Below are 15754 nucleotides of genomic sequence, written 5' to 3' on the forward strand. Positions count from 1 at the left end.
CCCGCCGCTACCGACCCGTGATGGCGTTGGCGGCCGGGTCCACCGAAAACACGAAACGCCCGCCGTGCTGGTCCCTGCCCCACGTCATCGGTGCCGTGGTCAGGCTGTAGACCGGACTCGCCTTGTCCATGCCGATCGCCTCGGACCAGGCGCTGAAATCCTCATCGGTGCGGCTGCGGATCTCGCCGACACACAGGCTGTAGCCACAGGCAAAAGACACCAGCGTGCCGTCGCTGCCGATGAGCCGGGTCGCAGCCGTCCTGTAGAGCCGGGTCAGGTCCTGCACTTCCGGGTGGCCCGCCGCATCCTGCTCGAACTGGCTGATCGCCTGCGCAAAGGCGTTGTCCGAGCCCAGGATCACGTCGCTCTTTTCCGCCGACAGTGCTCCTTCAGTCAACAGCAAGCGCTCGCCCTCGAGGAAGTGTCCCTCCAGATCCGCAGGCCCTTGCCCGGCCGTCGCACGCGTCGATGCCGTTGGCACGCGCGCTGATCCAGCATCGGTCACTGCGTTGGAAAGAGACGGCACGGGCGCGGCGCTGGCCGCCTCCGCAGCATCGTCCACACTGGCCGCCTGCTTGCTGCTGCAACCGGCAATGGCCAGCACGGCAATCACACTCCACACTCTGGCATCCATGCGCATCATCCTCCGGGTATCGCCACAGCATGCCACGCGCGCAGCGGCAGCACCGGTGCACTGCACAAAGAAAAGCCCGGCAATGCCGGGCCTTTCGTTCGCCTGCCGGATCAACGGAACCGGTAATCCAGCTGCACCCAGTACTGGCGGCCGTACGGGTCGTAATTGCCGACCGGGTAGAACGGCCAGCCGCCTCCGTTCCTGTCTGCCGGCGGGCGGCTGTCGCGCAGGTTGTTGACGATCACCCCCACCGACAGGTTCTCGCCGAACTGGCGGAACACGCTGGCGTTGTACGTCATGTACGGCGCGATGCGGCCACTGCCATCGGTCTTCGGCAGCGAGCCGAAGCGGTTGCCGTACAGCGTGGTGGTCCAGTCACCCTGGTTCCAGGTGATGCTGCCGTTGGCCTTGCTGCGCCACTGGTAGTCATCCAGCGAATTGCGGATGTCACGCTCCGGATCATCGGAGAACTGCCGGTATTTGTGCTCCAGCACCACCGTGTAGGCCAGGCGCGTGGTGAAGCGGCCATAACGGCCGGCATCGAAACGCCAGTTGCCCTTCAGGTCCAGGCCACGAACCGATTCGGAGGCGGCGTTGATCGGATTGATCAGCACACGGGTCACCTGGTCCGGCTGCACGGTTGCGTTGGACGGGTTGCGGATCACCCGAGACAGCGCGTCCTGGCACAGCGGTGAACCGATATCCCGCGCTTCGCCGCCCAGCGTGCGGCCCAGGCGGCAATCGGCCTCGTCACGCAGGATTCGGCTGGTATCGAGGCTGGTCACCTCGTTGTCGATGCGGATGTCGTAGTAGTCGGCACTGAAATCCAGGCCAGACAGCGGCGACCAGACCACGCCGAAGCCATAGGACTTGGCCGATTCCGGCTGCAGCTGCGCATTGGCGCGGTTGCTGTAGTCGATCGACAGGCCGTTGTAGTCACAGTTGTCGTACGACTGGCCTGCGGTGCGGCAGCGCCAGTAGTCGGTCATGCCCGGGTTGTAACCGCGCGTCTCCGTCGCGAACACATAGTTCATGTCCGGCGCCCGGAAACTGGTCGCCGCCGTACCACGGATCAGCAGGCTCTCGATCGGACGGAACTCGACGCCAACGCTCCAGGTCGCCTTGCCGATGTGCTCGCCACCCGCACGGTACTGGTCGTAACGGCCGGCCAGCGTGGTGGTCAGCGACTGCAGCAGCGGCAACTGCAGCTCCACACCTGCGGCGTAGCGGTCACGCTCGCCACCGGCGCCGACGCCTGCACTGGTGTTCCAGAACTCGCCGGTTCCCAGGCGCGGGTCCGGGCGGTTGCGGTAGCCCTGGCTGCCGGCTTCGACCACCGCTGCCAATGCAGCGTCGCCACCGGGCAGCGCGAACAGGCGGCCGTTGACGCTGGCGCTGAAGGTCTGCAGCCATGCCGCATTGCGGCTTTCCTGGTAGTCGGACAGGCCCTCGTATTCGTTTGGGGTCAACGGCTTGAACAGGCGTGCCGGGTCCGGCGCATAGACCTCAACGCCATTGCGTACGCCCAGCTTCGGACCCAGCAGGTATTCGTTGATGCCGGCCAGCAGCACCGGGCGGCGGGTGCGGTTCTCGTAACGCGAGCGGCTGTAGACCGCCTCATAGTCCCAGCCACTGTCACCGATCTGACCACGTGCGCCGACGTTGAACGACCACGAGTTTTCCAGGAAGCGGTTGGCATTGCGCGGCAGGCCGCCGATTTCCTCCGGCGCGAAGCGGCGGTACCAGCTTTCCAGATTGCCGGTGGTCTGGTTGTAGAAGTAGTTGCGCGCCGAGGTCCAGGTCGGCGCACGCGTGTTGTTGTAGATGCGCGCGCTGCCCACGGCGACATCAGCGAACAGGTCGGTGGTCTCGTTGACGTGGAAGGTCAACAGACCGTAGCCGTTGAGGTTGCGCTTCTGGGTCTGCACGGTCCAGTAGCTGGCGGCGGCCTCGTTGCTGCCGCAGTACCAGCCCTGGCGCGGGTTGTTGGCGCGGAACACGCTGCCGCCATAGATCTCCGACGCTGCGTCGCAGCCGCTGACGCCCGGATCGATGTTGCGGCCGGTGGCAGCATTGCGGCGATAGGCGATCGCGGTCGCCTGCGGCGCCTTGCCGGCCGGGTCATCATCCAGCGAATCCATGAAGTCGCGCTGGCGCGCGTGGATCGCCTTGCGCACATCGAACTCGAAGCCGAACAGCGCATCCCAACGCTCGCCGGAACTGCCACCGACCACCTGCGCGCGCTGGTTGTCGCCACCGCCCTGCTGGGTGCCACCGGCGCGCACGTTCACGTCCACACCCTCAAAGCGGTCCTTGAGAATGATGTTGACCACACCGGCGATGGCATCGGAGCCGTACACCGCCGACGCACCGGCCGCCAGCACCTCGATGCGCTCGATCAGCGCACTGGGGATGTTGGCCAGGTTGACCACGTTCACCGAGCCCTCGTAGGCCAGCGGATAGTCGGCCTGGCGGCGGCCGTTGACCAGCACCAGCGTGCGGTTCGGGCCCAGCCCGCGCAGGTTGATGGTGTTGGCGGCCGGGGTGAAGGTATTGCCGAAGTCCTCGCCCTGCACGTTGCCGGTGTTCTCGGTCAGCGCGCTCAGCGCATCGAAGGCATTGCGGTAGCCCTGTGCATCGATCTGCTCCCGGCTGATCACCGTCACCGGCGAGGGCCCCTCCACACTGGCGCGCGGAATACGCGAGCCGGTGACCTTCACTTCCTGCAATGTGGTGGGTGCGCTTTCCTGCGCGAAGGCCGGCAGTGAGACCAGCATCAGGGACGACAGTGCGAGCACCAGCGGACGCGGGCGCAGCGCCTTGTGGGAGGCGGACATGGGCTTCCTGGGGAGTTTGGCGGGTGGTGGTACGGGACAGCGGCCTGTGCGGCACATAACGATCCCGTAACGAAAGTGTCCTGAATGGGGGGGTTCAACGGAAATGACCAGGCCTGATGGCCTTATGCCTGAACCGAATCAGACCCGCAGTGCCATTCGCCACACTTTTGCAATGTTTTGAATGGTGTGGCGCTGCGGGCACGGCCATCGTGCCGGGGATGATGACCCCGTATCCCACCTCCCTCCTTCCCCCGTTGCGCCCGGTACTGCGCCGTCACCTGCTGCAGCTGCAGGCCGCACCGGTCACCCTGCGCCCCTTCCAGCGTACCGACCTGCCGCGCTGGCGCCTGTTCGATGACCGCCGCCGGCGCGGCCGCCGTCACCCCGGCGACATCGACGAGGAGGCACGCTTTCTCGCCCACATGCATCGCTCGCGTCTGGAGCAGGACAACGACCAGCTGCTGCTGGGGGTGTTCGACGACGAACACGGCACTGTGCTGGATCAGCTGCACATCCGCCTGCAGTCGCTGCATGCGCGCAGCGCCGAGTTGCTGTCGCTGCAACACTGGCACCCGCATACCGACGCGGCGCTGCGGGCGCTGTGCCCGTTCCTGTTCGAGGATGTCGGCCTGCATCGCCTGTTCGTGATGCTGCCACCGGACTGCAATGACCCGTTCGCCACTGCGCTGCACGCCTTCGGCTTCGAGCAGGAAGGCCTGCTGCGCGACCATCATCTGGACCTGGAGGGCTGGCAGGATCGCCAGCTGCTGGCGCTGACCGCACCGGTCTGGCGAAGCCGCCAGCAGCCCCAGGGTTAGCGGACCCGCTCCAGCGACGCGCCTGCGCCGGTCAACACCGAGCAGGCGTGGTCCTGCAGCTCTTCAGCGCTGGCCTCGTTGCCGGTGCCGGCGTCCACACGGGTCGCCAGCAGAATGAAGCCCGGGCCGCCCTGCACCTCGTCCCGGCCGGCCACGACCAGGCTCCACTGGCCCACGTCGTCCACGCCAGCGAGGTCATAGGCCAACAGATTGAGCGGATTGGCGGTCAGTTCCGCGCCCGGCAGCAGGCGGGCCTGGTACTGATGGCCGCGCAGCAGCACCGGCAACGGTGCCCAGCGGCTGCCGAGGGCGGCAGCATGCGTGTCCAGCGCCTGCAGCACGTCGGCACGCAGGCAATCCACATGGATATGCAGCTGGTGCTGTGACCGGCCGTGCGGCGAGTTCAACGCCAGGCTGGCGACGTTGCGCGGCAGCGGTTGCCGCAAGGCCTGTTCGGTGTGGCTGCGCGCCTGCCAGGCTGCAGCGAAGTAGTTCGGTGCACCACGCTGGTACAGGCGGCGGTTCTCGATACCGCTGACCTTGTCCAGCGGCATCAGCAGGAACTGGTAGTCGCCGTGCGCGTCCTTGACCAGCACATCGCGGCGATCCGCGGCCGTCTCCACGCGCAGGCAGTCGCCGCGTGGACCTTCGGCGCCCTGGCAGTCACGTTCGATCAATCGCCATAACGCGTCGGAATGGGCCGGCGGCGGCGGCGCGCTGGCGCAGGCGGACAACAGCAGCAGGGACGGCAGCAGGGACGGCAGCAGGAAGGGGCGCAAGGACACGGAAACGACTCACGGAGCAGGCACGGCAGACAGCGCCGCGCTGCATTCTAGCCAGCGCGAAGCTGCAATCAGTAGGTGCCGAACGGCACTTCAACCACGATCGGTGCCTCGCCCTCACCCGCCTGCAGGCTGTAGCGATCCAGCGCGCCGTCGTCATCGGCGTGCGGCTGACGCTGGAAATGCAGCGGATAGCGAATGTCCCCCAGGCGGACGGCGCTGCCGTCGGCCTCCAGCGCGGCACCTTCGGGAATCAGCAGCCCGCCCAGGTCGCTGTAGGCGCCAGGCACGTCGGCGAAGCTGTAGTCGGCCAGCTCGTCCACCCGTTGCATCGCATAGACGTGCGGCACATAGGGACGTGCCGGGCTGCGGCCATTGCTCAGGTCGGTCACCCAGGCCTGCGGCAGGTGGTACTGCTCGCGCAGCGCGGCCACGCCCAGCGAGGGGCTGGCCACCTGCAGGCAGCACACCGCGCGCTTGCCCTCACGATCGAGGATGGCGAAACGGTCACCGCGGGTGGCCGCCTGCGGCAGCATGGCAAACGCCAGATTGCGCTGCGCAGGCGCGTAGCCCGCTTCAGTCTGCAGGTTGCGCCAGGCGCCGAATACCGGGGATTCGACCGGCACGGGTTCCGGATCGGCAGCGCAGGCGGCAAACGCCACGCCCAGCAACGACAACGCCAGCGCCGTCATCGTCTTGTCCTTGCCGCGGAAACTGCCTGCCGTCATACCCTATCCAACACCTGCGCCGGAAAGGCCCGGCCTGCCCGCTGGCGTACTACCAGCCATTCCTCCCACTATGCAATGACCACGCTGTGCCGGCAATGACCGGGGCGCTGACGCCTTTCGCACGCTCGGTGCTATCGTTCCCGCCATCTTCCCCTGCGCAGGAGCGCTCGCATGTCCGCATTCCGTCTGTCCCTGTTGCTGCCGGCCTCTGCCCTGCTGCTGTCGGCCTGCGTCAGCACCCCTGGCCCGGAAGTCAAAGGCAGTGGCCGTTGTGACGCCAGCCAGCTGGGCTGGGCGATCGGCCAGCCGGCCAATGAGCCCAACATCCGCCGCCTGTCCCGCGAGAGTGGTGCCGGCCTGGTCAACCCGATCGGCCCCAGCACCATCACCACCAAGGACATCCGCCAAGACCGCCTGCGCGTGTTCGTGGACAAGGACAACATCATCACCGCCACCCGCTGCGAGTAAGCGCCGCCTCAGTTTTTGTAGAGCCGAGCCCACGCTCGGCTGCTCTGCGGCCGGGCCACGCGAGAACCCGAGTCGAGCATGGCTCGACTCTACACTTCAGGGTTCGGTATAGCCGGCGCAGTCCGGCAGCGCCTGGTCCGGGTGGAACATGCCCTCGCGGAAGTGGAACAACCGCGTATAGGTGCACGCCGGATCCTGCTCGGTGCGCAGGTCTTTCTTCTTCAGCGGCCCCTTGGCCAGCGAATCCTCGAAGCGCGAAACACCGGCCGGGAACCGGGTCGCCACGGTCTGGTAGCGCAGCACGGGCATGCCCTGCCCTGCTGGATCCAGCGCCAGCTTCGCCGAAAAGCTGTATTCGTCGTGGCAGGCGCCTGCACGCTGCTTGCTGTCCTGCTCGCTGAAACAGGCGCGGATCATCGCATTGCCCAGCCATGGCACGGTCAGCACGTCGTCGTCCACCTGGATGTCGTCCTGCAGGTGGCGCACGCGTGCCAACTGCAGCGTGGACGCATCGGCACCGCCACCGGAGTACATGGTGCTGAACGTGACGATGCCGCCCACCAGCACATTCTGGCGGGTGCGCTGCTGCGGGTCGGTCACTGTTTCATCGCTGCCCACGCCCGGGGCAAGGCGCACGATCCACGGCCACAGCGACAGCTCGCTTTCCTGCGGCACGTCGATGCTGACGTGGTAGGTGTGCGGCTTGCCCTGGCCCGGCCCCTTCTCAAGCACTTCAAGCAGGGTGGGCCGGTCCCCCTCCTCGGCCACCGGCTGCACGCGCACGCACCAGTTGCTGTCCCGCGTGCAGTCATAAAGCCCCGACGGTCCAGTCTCACTCGCGATCAGTACCTGTCCCAGCGGCTCCATCACGTTGCCGGCGGCATCGCGCTGCTGCGGCAGGATCGCGCTCTGGGCCAGCGCCAGCAGCGGGATCGCCAGCAATGCAGTGCACAGGGTGGCGCGGGCGGCAGCGGTGGGCATGGACGGCTCCTGCGATTGGGCTTCCGATGGTAACCGTTGCCCGGGCGCGTCGAGCCCTGCTCGACTGCTTCTCACCACAAACACCATCCAAGCGCCGGCTCGGCTCTACATCATCCGCAGTCGCAGCCACCCCACCCCTTGGCCTTCGAGGTCTGGCCGATACCGGGATTGAACGTATTGCTCGGGTCCAGCTGCCTGTAGAAGCCCGCCAGCGCCGGCTTGGCCGGATACAGGTGGCCGACATTGTGCTCGGCCGGATACTCGGCGCCCCGCTGGTCCAGCAATGCCCACATCGCATGCTCGATCGCCATCGGGTCTTCACCTTTGCGGGCGATGTAGTCCTGGTGGAACACGTGGCAGAGGAAGTGCCCGTAATACAGCTTGTGCAGCAGGCGGCCGTCGATATCCGCCGGTAGCTGTTCGAACCAGTCGGCGTCGTCACGTCGCAGCGCGATGTCCAGCGCGACGATGTCCTGCACCTGGTCACGATGCACTTCACGGTAGCGCACTGCGGCACCGGCCACGGCAAAGCGATGCAGGAACGCCTTGCGTCCCTCCTCGGCCGTGCAGTGGAAATAGCCGCCTTCGTGGCCGGCGAAGAACCTGCGCAACCAGGCCTCGGTTTCCGCAGCGTCCTGGGCAGAGACCTTCAGCAACAGGTGATGCTCGTAGCGTTGCCGGAACTCGCCCATGCGCTTTGGCAGGTGCGAGGGCAGCAGGCCGGTCAGCACCTGCATCACCCGGTCGGTCACCCCGCGCAGGCCCAGCCGTTCGAACCAGCCATCGACGCGGCTCTTCAATGCGAACGCCGCGGGCACACGGGAGGTGCCGAGGCGATCGATCAGCAGGAAGCTGTCCTTGCCGTAGCGCTCGCCGATGTCATAGGCATCGCGGTGAATGTACTCGCCCGCGATCGGCAGGCGCTCGAAGCCGGTCAGCAGCTGGCGACGGATCGCGGTGAGGCTGCCGGTGCGGTTGCTACCGATGTAGAAGACCTCGGCGGCCTCCTTCTCGAAGGTATCCAGGCGCACCGCGAACACCGCCAGCTTGCCGGCCGAACCGGCCGCTTCGTAGTGGCGACTGGGATCGGCGTTGAAACGTGCGGGTGTATCGGCATCGACCTTGCGCACTTCCTCGGCATAGCGTGAATCGGAAGCCGCACGGCCGTCGCCATTGCCCACGTCGGCGGCCGTGTAGTCACCGGCCTGCAGGCGCTGCAGGATCTGCTCGGGCGTATCACCCAGCGCGATGTCCAGATGATTGACCAGCTGCAACCGGCCCTCCGCGTCGACCTGCGCGTAAAGTGCCAGCTCGGTATAGGCCGGGCCACGGCGCACCAGCGCGCCGCCGGAGTTGTTGCAGACGCCGCCCAGCACCGACGCACCGATGCAGGACGAGCCGATCACCGAATGTGGTTCGCGGCCGAGCGGTGCCAGCGTCTGCTCCAGCCGGTCCAGCGTGGCGCCGGGCAGGCACAGCACCTGGCGGCCTTCGTTCAACAGCTGGATACCGGTCAGGCGCAGCGTGCTGACCAGCACGATCGGCCGCCCGTAGTCGTTGCCATCCGGGGTCGAGCCACCGGTCAGGCCGGTATTGGCCGCCTGCAGGATGATCGCCGCCCCACCCTGCACCGCTGCCTGCAGCACGCGCCACAGTTCCAGCAGCGTACCCGGGCGCACTACGGCCAGCACCGGGCCGTCGCCGAAACGATAGCCACGGCGGAAGCGGCGCGTGGCCTTGTCGCCGGTCAGTACATGGCGGTTGCCGACCGCGTCGCGCAACTGCGCCAGCACGGCATCGTGGCCACTCACGGCAGGCTGACCAGCGAATCGCGGCCGATGTCGGCGATGCGGCGCGCGCCGGTCAGTGTCATCGCCACGCGCATTTCCTTGGCGATCAGGTCCAGCAGGTTGGCCACGCCGGCCTCGCCCTGGGCGGCGAGCGCATAGACGAAGGCACGCCCCAGCAGCACGGTGTCGGCGCCCAATGCCAGCATGCGCACCACGTCCAGGCCGGTGCGGATGCCCGAATCGGCGAGGATCTTCAGATCACCCTGCACGGCATCGGCAATCGCCGGCAGTGCGCGCGCGGTGGACAGCACGCCGTCCAGCTGGCGGCCACCGTGGTTGGAGACCACGATGCCATCGGCACCGAACTTCACCGCGTCACGCGCATCATCCGGGTCGAGGATGCCCTTGATCACCATCGGGCCCTTCCAGAACTCGCGGATCCACTCCAGGTCCTTCCACGAAATGGACGGATCGAAGTTGCTGCCCAGCCAGCCGATGTAGTCCTCCAGCCCGGTCGGGTTGCCGCGGTAGGTGGAAATGTTGCCCAGATCATGCGGGCGGCCGAACAGGCCCACGTCCCACGCCCAGTGCGGATGGGTGATGGCCTGGCCGATGCGGCGCAGCGAGGCGTTCGGGCCGCTCATGCCGGAGTGTGCATCGCGGTAGCGCGCACCCGGCACCGGCATGTCCACGGTGAACACCAGCGTGGTCACGCCCGCGGCCTGTGCCCGCTCCAGCGCATTGCGCATGAAGCCGCGGTCGCGCAGGACATACAGCTGGAACCACATCGGCCGCTGGATGGCCGGTGCCACTTCCTCGATCGGGCACACCGATACGGTGGACAGGGTGAACGGGATGCCGCGGCTGTCGGCCGCGCGCGCCGCCTGTACCTCACCGCGCCGGGCATACATGCCGGTCAGGCCGACCGGCGCCAGCGCCACCGGCATTGCCAGCTTTTCGCCGAACAGCTCGGTTTCCAGGCTCAGGTCGGACATGTTGCGCAGGATGCGCTGGCGCAGCGCGATGTCGGACAGGTCGGAAACGTTGCGCTTCAGCGTGTGCTCGGCATACGCGCCGCCATCGATGTAGTGGAACAGGAACGGCGGCAGCCGGCGTTGCGCTGCGGCACGGTAATCGGTGGAGGCGGAGATGATCATGGGGTCAACCGTGTGGGGAAGGTAGACGCGAGGCCCGCGCACGCCGGGCTTCGTTGTCATCGAGGGTGCGCAGCGTGGTGTGCACGAACTCGAGGTGGGCATGCGCGGCGGCGCGCGCGCGTTCGGGGTCGCCTGCCAGCACCGCGTCCATCATCTCGCGGTGCTGGTCGGACAGCGGCGAGAAGGTCCTCGCCGAGGTGTAGAGCTTTTCGCGGCTCTGCGAGATGTTGGTCTGCAGCAGCTCGAACAGGCCACGCATCACCTGCAGCAGCACCAGGTTGTGCGAGGCCTCGGCGATGGACAGATGAAAAGCCGCGTCGGCCTCCGCTTCGCCGGTGGGGTCGTCCTTGCCGTGCGCGTCCATCATGGTCTGGAAGGCCTGCGCGATGCGCGTGCGGTCCTCGTCGGTAGCGCGCAATGCGGCATGCCAGGCGGTGGCACCTTCCAGCGCGTGGCGGATCTCCAGCACGTCGAAGCGGTATTCCGGGTCGCCCTGGAACAGCGGCAGGTACGGCGCCAGCGGTTCATCCAGCGCCTGCCGCGCGCGCGCCGCAGGCTCGGCCACGTAGGTGCCGCCACCGACGCGTGCGGTCAGCAGGCCCTGGCTGGCCAGCTGCGCGATGGCTTCGCGCAACGCCGTGCGCGAGACCCCCAGCTGCACCGCCAGGGTGCGCTCGGCCGGCAGCCGGTCACCGGGCTGCAGCTGTTGTTCCTGCACCAGGCCGCGCAGCTGTGCGGCCACCTTGTCCGAAATACGTTGCGTGCTCATGGCGCCATTGTGGCCCGAAGCGCGCAGCGGGTGGTCGGCCAAGCGTGCATGGCTCAGGGAATCATCCAGGTCAGCCAGTAGGCCTGGGCCAGGGTGATCAGGCCGACCATCGTGGTGAAGATCAGGCTGTGCTTGACCGTGAAACGGAACAGGTCCGATTCCTTGCCGGCCAGGCCGACCGCTGCGCAGGCAATGGCGATCGACTGCGGCGAGATCATCTTGCCGGTGACACCGCCAGTGGTGTTGGCCGCCACCAGCAGCACGTCGGACACGCCGATCTGCTGCGCGGTGGTTGCCTGCAGGGCCGAGAACAGCGCATTGGACGAGGTATCCGAACCGGTCAGGAACACGCCCAGCCAGCCCAGGAATGGCGAGAAGAACGGGAACGCGTCGCCGGTGTGCGCCAATGCCAGCGCCAGCGTCGCCGACAGGCCCGAATAGTTGGCGATGAAGGCGAAGGCGAGCACCATGCCGATCGAGTAGATCGGCATGCGCAGCTCGCGCACGGTTTCGCCGAAGGTGCGCAGCGCCGAACGGGCCGGCATGCGCAGCGCGATGATCGCGATCACCGCAGCGAGGATGATCGAGGTACCGGTGGCCGAGAACCAGTCGAACTTGTAGACGGCTTCGTAGCTCAACGGTGCATCCACGATCGGCGGCATCTTCTGCACCATCTGGTCCAGGCCCGGCACCGGGATCTTGAGCACCCAGCTTTCCAGCGGGCCACCCGCCGCGAACAGCGACTTGAACGGCTTGATGCTCCACAGCGTGACCATCGCGGTGAGGATCAGGAACGGCGACCACGCCTTGGCGATCTGGCCAACGCTGTAGCGGGGCGCTTCCAGTGCCTGTGCGGCCGCCTCGGCGCTGGTTTCGGTATCGAAGCGGAAGATCCGCACCGGCTTCCAGCGGCGCAGGAACAGGGTCAGGCACACCAGCGACGCCAGCGACGCGGTGATGTCCGGCAGTTCCGGACCGATGAAGTTGGAGGTCAGGTACTGCGCGATGGCGAACGAGCCACCCGCAACCAGCACCGCCGGCCACGTTTCCCTGACGCCGCGCCAGCCATCCATGATCGCCATGATCCAGAACAGCACGATGATGGTCAGGAACGGCAGCTGGCGGCCGGCCATCTGGCCGATCTCGAATGCATCCAGGCCGGTGACCTGCCCTGCCACGATGATCGGAATGCCCATCGCGCCGAACGCTACCGGCGCAGTGTTGACGATCAGGCACAGGCCGGCGGCATACAGCGGCTTGAAGCCCAGCCCGACCAGCAGTGCCGCGGTGATCGCCACCGGCGCACCGAAACCGGCCGCGCCCTCCAGGAAGGCACCGAAGGCGAAGCCGACCATCAGCATCTGCAGGCGCTGATCCTCGGTGACCGAGAGGATCGAGGCGCGGATGATGTCGAACTGCCCGGTCTTGACCGAGACCTTGTAGAGGAATACGGCACCGATGATGATCCAGGCGATCGGCCACAGGCCATAGACGAAGCCGAAGCCGGCCGCGCCAAGCGCCTGGCTCAGCGGCATGCCGTAGAACAGCAGGGCCACGCCGAGTGCGATGGCCACGGTGATCGTGCCGGCCAGCCAGCCCTTCATGCGCAGCACGGCCAGGGCAATGAAGAAGAACGCGATCGGCAGCAGCGCGATCAGGCTGGACAACCACAGGTTGCCGGCGGGGTCGTACAGGTGTTGCCAGGGCTGCATGAAGACTCTCGACTGGATGCGGAAGGTGCCCCACCGCAGGCGGTGGGTCGCCGTGACTGTCGAACATTGGTCGTACCAATAAGGATTTCGATCAGACCACTTGCAGCGGATTTAACCGCCACTCCGACGAAGAGCCTATTAGACCATAGCGCTAGATGTCATATTGGTCCGACCATTCAGGCCGCCATGGTAATGCCGGCCACTGGCCGGCAACTCGAGATTCCTTACGAGATCCGTTTCTCCAACCGCCGCATCACCGCCAGCACCAGCACGCACAGCACGCTGACGCCGATCGCAATCACGTATTTACCGATGCCCACGGCGATGCCAATGGCCGCCGCCATGATCAGTGAGCTTGCGGTAGTCAATCCGCTGACCTGGTCTTCACGTGAGCCGCGCAGGATGGTGCCAGCGGCAACGAAGCCAACACAGGCCACCACCGCTTCGATCAGACGGACCGGGTCGACCTGCAGCAGGTCGCGATAGCGCTCCTGCTGGAAATGCTCAGCCACCGAGTCGCCGAGGCCGACAATCAGTGCGGCGGCACCGGCGATCAGCATGTGCGTGCGCAGGCCCGCCGCGTGCTTGCCCATCTCGCGCTCGACGCCGAGCACGCCGCCGAACAACATGGCTGCGGCCACGCGCAGCAGGATCGAGACATCCTGGGTGAGTTCCATGGGAGAGGCTCCGGGATTTTCCCGGAGCGTCGCGCGGCAGCCGTGGCACAACGGTGAAGGCCGCACCACAGCCCGTTCACCCGGCAGCGCCGGGCCCTGCCCGGCATCACCGTCGCCTGCGATTACCGCATCATTGCGCCAGATAGCCACCATCGATGGCGTAGTACGCGCCGGTCGCGAACGAGGCATCGTCGCTGGCCAGCCAGGCCACCAGCGCCGCAACTTCCTCGGCCGTGCCCAGCCGCTTCAATGCATGGCGGCCTTCCAGCGTGGCGCGCACCTTCGGGTCCATCTTCTCCAGCAGCGGTGTGCTGATGAAGCCCGGGCCGACCGCGTTGACACGGATGCCGTCGGCCGCATGTTCCCAGGCGGCGGTCTGGGTCAGCCCAACCACGCCGTGCTTGGCCGCCACGTACGCAGTGGAACCGGCATAGCCCACCTGGCCCAGGATCGAGGCCATGTTGATGATGCTGCCGCCGGTTCCAGCGGCTCGCATCGCCTGGATCTGCGCACGCTGGCACAGGAACACGCTGGTGAGGTTGACGTCGATAACCCGCTGCCAGCCATCGATCGGATAGTCACCGCTGCTGGCAGCCGGCCCGCCGATACCGGCGTTGTTGACCGCCACATGCAGGCCGTCGAGTTCCTTGATCGTGCGCTGTACTGCCGCCTCCACCGCAGCGTCGTCGGTGACGTCCAGCGCGATGCCGATGGCCTGTGCACCCGCATCCCGCAACTGCGCCACGGTGGCATCGACCGCATCCTGCTTCAGATCCCAGACCGAGATCCGCGCGCCGGACGCCGCCAGGGTCTGCGCCACAGCCAGGCCTATACCGGACACGCCGCCGGTCACGATCGCGGTCTTGCCGGTGAGCTGGTAGTCAATCATCTGCGTTCTCCATCAGTGGGGGTATCGAAGTGGCCTGCAACAGCCAACCGCCCCACCCTACGCGTGCGCCCGTGATGGCCTGGCTGACATCGCGTCCATGGCGGATCGTTCCAGCCATGAAACCTCAACTCAAGTTGATGTATGGAATTGCGTACGGATATGCATGCAAAACGCTGGCGTATGTTCGGCGGCATTTTCACTTTGGCCGTAATCGTCAATCGTTTTGACCATATTTAAATCAAAAGCGCGCGAATCGAGGCGACAATGGGAAACGTTTCCATTTTCTCCGACACATTCAATTCAACCTGGTGTTCCCCCCACCCTCCAGAGTGCCCATGCCACTGCTTCCCAGCATGTCTCACGGGTAACGACCGGATCTGCATCTGTGTTGCAGAGTGCGTGGGCGAGGTAATGCCAGCGTCCACCTCCAAAGCACGTGCCGAGCGATGTCCCGATATTTCACTTTTGCTGATTACCGCCGCTTCGGCCACCGCCATGGCTTCGATTACCGCGCCGACCCGGAACACCTGCGCGACGACCAGTGGGCCGGCCATGGCGAGGTCAACGAGCAGTTCCTGCGCGGCGGCATGAGCCTGATCGCCTCCGACGTCCATAATCGCTTTCCTTATGTGGCGACCGCCCATCAGAGTCCCGGCCTGGCCATCCGCGTGATGCTGCAGGGCCAGGTCGATGTGCGCATTCCGCGACGCGCTGGTTTCACCCTGCGCGCTGGCACGGCAATGACCGCGCATCACCGCGAACAGGTCGAGATGACGGGTGCGCATCCCGGCGAAACGCGCATGCGCGGCGTCAGCGTGATGGTGCCCGGCCAGATCGACCCGGACCTGTTCCATCTGCCGCAGCTGGAAACCGCGCTCAACACCCACCTGGAATGCCGCCACTGGGCCATTCCGCATACCCTGCTGCCAGTGCTGGGCCAGCTGTTCGACAGCCCATGGGAGGACGGCATCGACGCCTTGTGGCGGGAAGGCGTCGCACTGCAGCTGCTGGCCGTTGGCCTGAAGGCCGAGGATCTGCAGACCGACCATGTACGAACGCTGCGCGCGGGCCAGCGCGAGCGGCTGGAGCGTGTGCGCGCCTACCTGCACGACGATCCCAGCCATGCCCACAGTCTGATCGAACTGGCCCAGTTGGCCTGCATGAGCCCGAGCTCGCTGCGCCGTCATTTCGCCCAGCAGTACGGCTGCTCGGTATTCGACTACCTGCACGAGCAGCGCATGCGCCACGCCGAACAGGGGCTGCGCGAAGACGGATGGACGGTTGAGCAGGCCGCCGCCGCCAGTGGTTACCGCCACCCCAGCAATTTCGCCGCTGCATTCCGCAAACGTTTCGGCCTGGTACCCAGCCGCTGGCGCACGGGCCCCTCGAAGGTGGGCTGAAGGCTGGTGCCCTGATAGGTGCCGACCTTGGTCGATCGGCATGCCATGGCCCAGCCCTGGCAGGTGTCGACCTTGGTCGACACGCTCCCGTGCCATCGCGGAGGCCGGCCAG

General features: G+C 66.5%; 14 protein-coding genes. 3 read left to right on the forward strand and 11 right to left on the reverse strand.

Annotation, left to right across the window (positions count from 1 at the left end; translation table 11 throughout):
• Positions 1-7: 7 nt before the first annotated feature.
• Both N5D45_RS20320 and N5D45_RS20325 read right to left on the reverse strand, forming a co-directional pair.
• Positions 8-640: a hypothetical protein gene (locus N5D45_RS20320; protein WP_235650614.1), complete on the reverse strand. Its 633-nt coding sequence runs from the start codon at positions 638-640 to the stop codon at positions 8-10.
• Between the two features lie 104 nt (positions 641-744).
• Positions 745-3471 carry a TonB-dependent receptor gene (locus tag N5D45_RS20325; RefSeq protein WP_057504427.1) on the reverse strand — a complete coding sequence of 909 codons (2727 nt, stop codon included), beginning with the start codon at positions 3469-3471 and terminating at the stop codon, positions 745-747.
• Between the two features lie 221 nt (positions 3472-3692).
• On the opposite strand from N5D45_RS20325, the gene N5D45_RS20330 reads away from it, so the two are divergent.
• A complete protein-coding gene (locus N5D45_RS20330) occupies positions 3693-4289 on the forward strand; it encodes a GNAT family protein (RefSeq protein WP_224328256.1) in 597 nt (198 codons plus the stop codon).
• Here the strand turns inward: N5D45_RS20330 and N5D45_RS20335 are convergent.
• Both N5D45_RS20335 and N5D45_RS20340 read right to left on the reverse strand, forming a co-directional pair.
• On the reverse strand, positions 4286-5074 hold the full coding sequence (locus N5D45_RS20335) for a CDP-diacylglycerol diphosphatase (RefSeq protein WP_019337894.1): 789 nt from the start codon (positions 5072-5074) through the stop codon (positions 4286-4288). The genes N5D45_RS20330 and N5D45_RS20335 overlap by 4 nt on opposite strands.
• 68 nt (positions 5075-5142) lie before the next feature.
• Positions 5143-5799 (reverse strand): hypothetical protein, encoded by a 657-nt coding sequence (locus N5D45_RS20340; RefSeq protein WP_010485068.1) that lies wholly within the window; start codon positions 5797-5799, stop codon positions 5143-5145.
• 171 nt (positions 5800-5970) lie between these two features.
• On the opposite strand from N5D45_RS20340, the gene N5D45_RS20345 reads away from it, so the two are divergent.
• The gene (locus N5D45_RS20345; protein ID WP_049437761.1) at positions 5971-6267 is read left to right on the forward strand and encodes an I78 family peptidase inhibitor; all 297 of its coding nucleotides are present in this window, start codon (positions 5971-5973) and stop codon (positions 6265-6267) included.
• Positions 6268-6363: 96 nt separating this feature from the next.
• On the opposite strand, the gene N5D45_RS20350 is transcribed toward N5D45_RS20345, so the two are convergent.
• From N5D45_RS20350 to N5D45_RS20380, 7 genes are all read right to left on the reverse strand, one after another.
• The gene (locus N5D45_RS20350; protein WP_057502427.1) at positions 6364-7248 is read right to left on the reverse strand and encodes a hypothetical protein; all 885 of its coding nucleotides are present in this window, start codon (positions 7246-7248) and stop codon (positions 6364-6366) included.
• 110 nt (positions 7249-7358) lie between these two features.
• Entirely contained in the window at positions 7359-9059 is a 1701-nt protein-coding gene (gene dld / locus N5D45_RS20355) for a D-lactate dehydrogenase (RefSeq protein ID WP_164193962.1), read from the reverse strand.
• A complete protein-coding gene (lldD, locus tag N5D45_RS20360) occupies positions 9056-10195 on the reverse strand; it encodes an FMN-dependent L-lactate dehydrogenase LldD (RefSeq protein ID WP_010485059.1) in 1140 nt (379 codons plus the stop codon). The genes dld and lldD overlap by 4 nt, the downstream gene beginning before the upstream one ends.
• Positions 10196-10199: 4 nt before the next feature.
• A complete protein-coding gene (gene lldR / locus N5D45_RS20365) occupies positions 10200-10964 on the reverse strand; it encodes a transcriptional regulator LldR (protein WP_049482024.1) in 765 nt (254 codons plus the stop codon).
• A 53-nt stretch (positions 10965-11017) separates the two neighbouring features.
• Positions 11018-12676, reverse strand: a complete 1659-nt coding sequence (gene lldP, locus N5D45_RS20370; protein ID WP_164193959.1) for an L-lactate permease — start codon at positions 12674-12676, stop codon at positions 11018-11020.
• Positions 12677-12900: 224 nt separating this feature from the next.
• A complete protein-coding gene (locus N5D45_RS20375; protein WP_005410036.1) occupies positions 12901-13353 on the reverse strand; it encodes an MgtC/SapB family protein in 453 nt (150 codons plus the stop codon).
• Between the two features lie 130 nt (positions 13354-13483).
• Positions 13484-14242, reverse strand: a complete 759-nt coding sequence (locus N5D45_RS20380; RefSeq protein ID WP_049452746.1) for an SDR family NAD(P)-dependent oxidoreductase — start codon at positions 14240-14242, stop codon at positions 13484-13486.
• A gap of 446 nt (positions 14243-14688) precedes the next feature.
• Here N5D45_RS20380 and N5D45_RS20385 point away from each other — a divergent pair, with 446 nt between their 5' ends.
• Positions 14689-15642: an AraC family transcriptional regulator gene (locus N5D45_RS20385; protein ID WP_010485049.1), complete on the forward strand. Its 954-nt coding sequence runs from the start codon at positions 14689-14691 to the stop codon at positions 15640-15642.
• The last annotated feature ends 112 nt before the right edge of the window (positions 15643-15754 follow it).

Origin of the sequence: Stenotrophomonas sp. GD03819, from assembly GCF_029841665.1 — a bacterium.
Classification (GTDB): Bacteria; Pseudomonadota; Gammaproteobacteria; order Xanthomonadales; family Xanthomonadaceae; genus Stenotrophomonas; species Stenotrophomonas geniculata.

Bases quoted from the DNA above. Each gene is read 5' to 3' on its own strand.
- N5D45_RS20345 (WP_049437761.1), top strand. From the start codon at position 5,971: ATGTCCGCATTCCGTCTGTCCCTGTTGCTGCCGGCCTCTGCCCTGCTG.
- N5D45_RS20380 (WP_049452746.1), bottom strand. From the start codon at position 14,242: ATGATTGACTACCAGCTCACCGGCAAGACCGCGATCGTGACCGGCGGC.
- N5D45_RS20350 (WP_057502427.1), bottom strand. From the start codon at position 7,248: ATGCCCACCGCTGCCGCCCGCGCCACCCTGTGCACTGCATTGCTGGCG.
- N5D45_RS20375 (WP_005410036.1), bottom strand. From the start codon at position 13,353: ATGGAACTCACCCAGGATGTCTCGATCCTGCTGCGCGTGGCCGCAGCC.
- lldD (WP_010485059.1), bottom strand. From the start codon at position 10,195: ATGATCATCTCCGCCTCCACCGATTACCGTGCCGCAGCGCAACGCCGG.
- N5D45_RS20320 (WP_235650614.1), bottom strand. From the start codon at position 640: ATGCGCATGGATGCCAGAGTGTGGAGTGTGATTGCCGTGCTGGCCATT.
- N5D45_RS20325 (WP_057504427.1), bottom strand. From the start codon at position 3,471: ATGTCCGCCTCCCACAAGGCGCTGCGCCCGCGTCCGCTGGTGCTCGCA.
- N5D45_RS20340 (WP_010485068.1), bottom strand. From the start codon at position 5,799: ATGACGGCAGGCAGTTTCCGCGGCAAGGACAAGACGATGACGGCGCTG.
- lldR (WP_049482024.1), bottom strand. From the start codon at position 10,964: ATGAGCACGCAACGTATTTCGGACAAGGTGGCCGCACAGCTGCGCGGC.
- lldP (WP_164193959.1), bottom strand. From the start codon at position 12,676: ATGCAGCCCTGGCAACACCTGTACGACCCCGCCGGCAACCTGTGGTTG.
- N5D45_RS20385 (WP_010485049.1), top strand. From the start codon at position 14,689: ATGTCCCGATATTTCACTTTTGCTGATTACCGCCGCTTCGGCCACCGC.
- N5D45_RS20330 (WP_224328256.1), top strand. From the start codon at position 3,693: ATGACCCCGTATCCCACCTCCCTCCTTCCCCCGTTGCGCCCGGTACTG.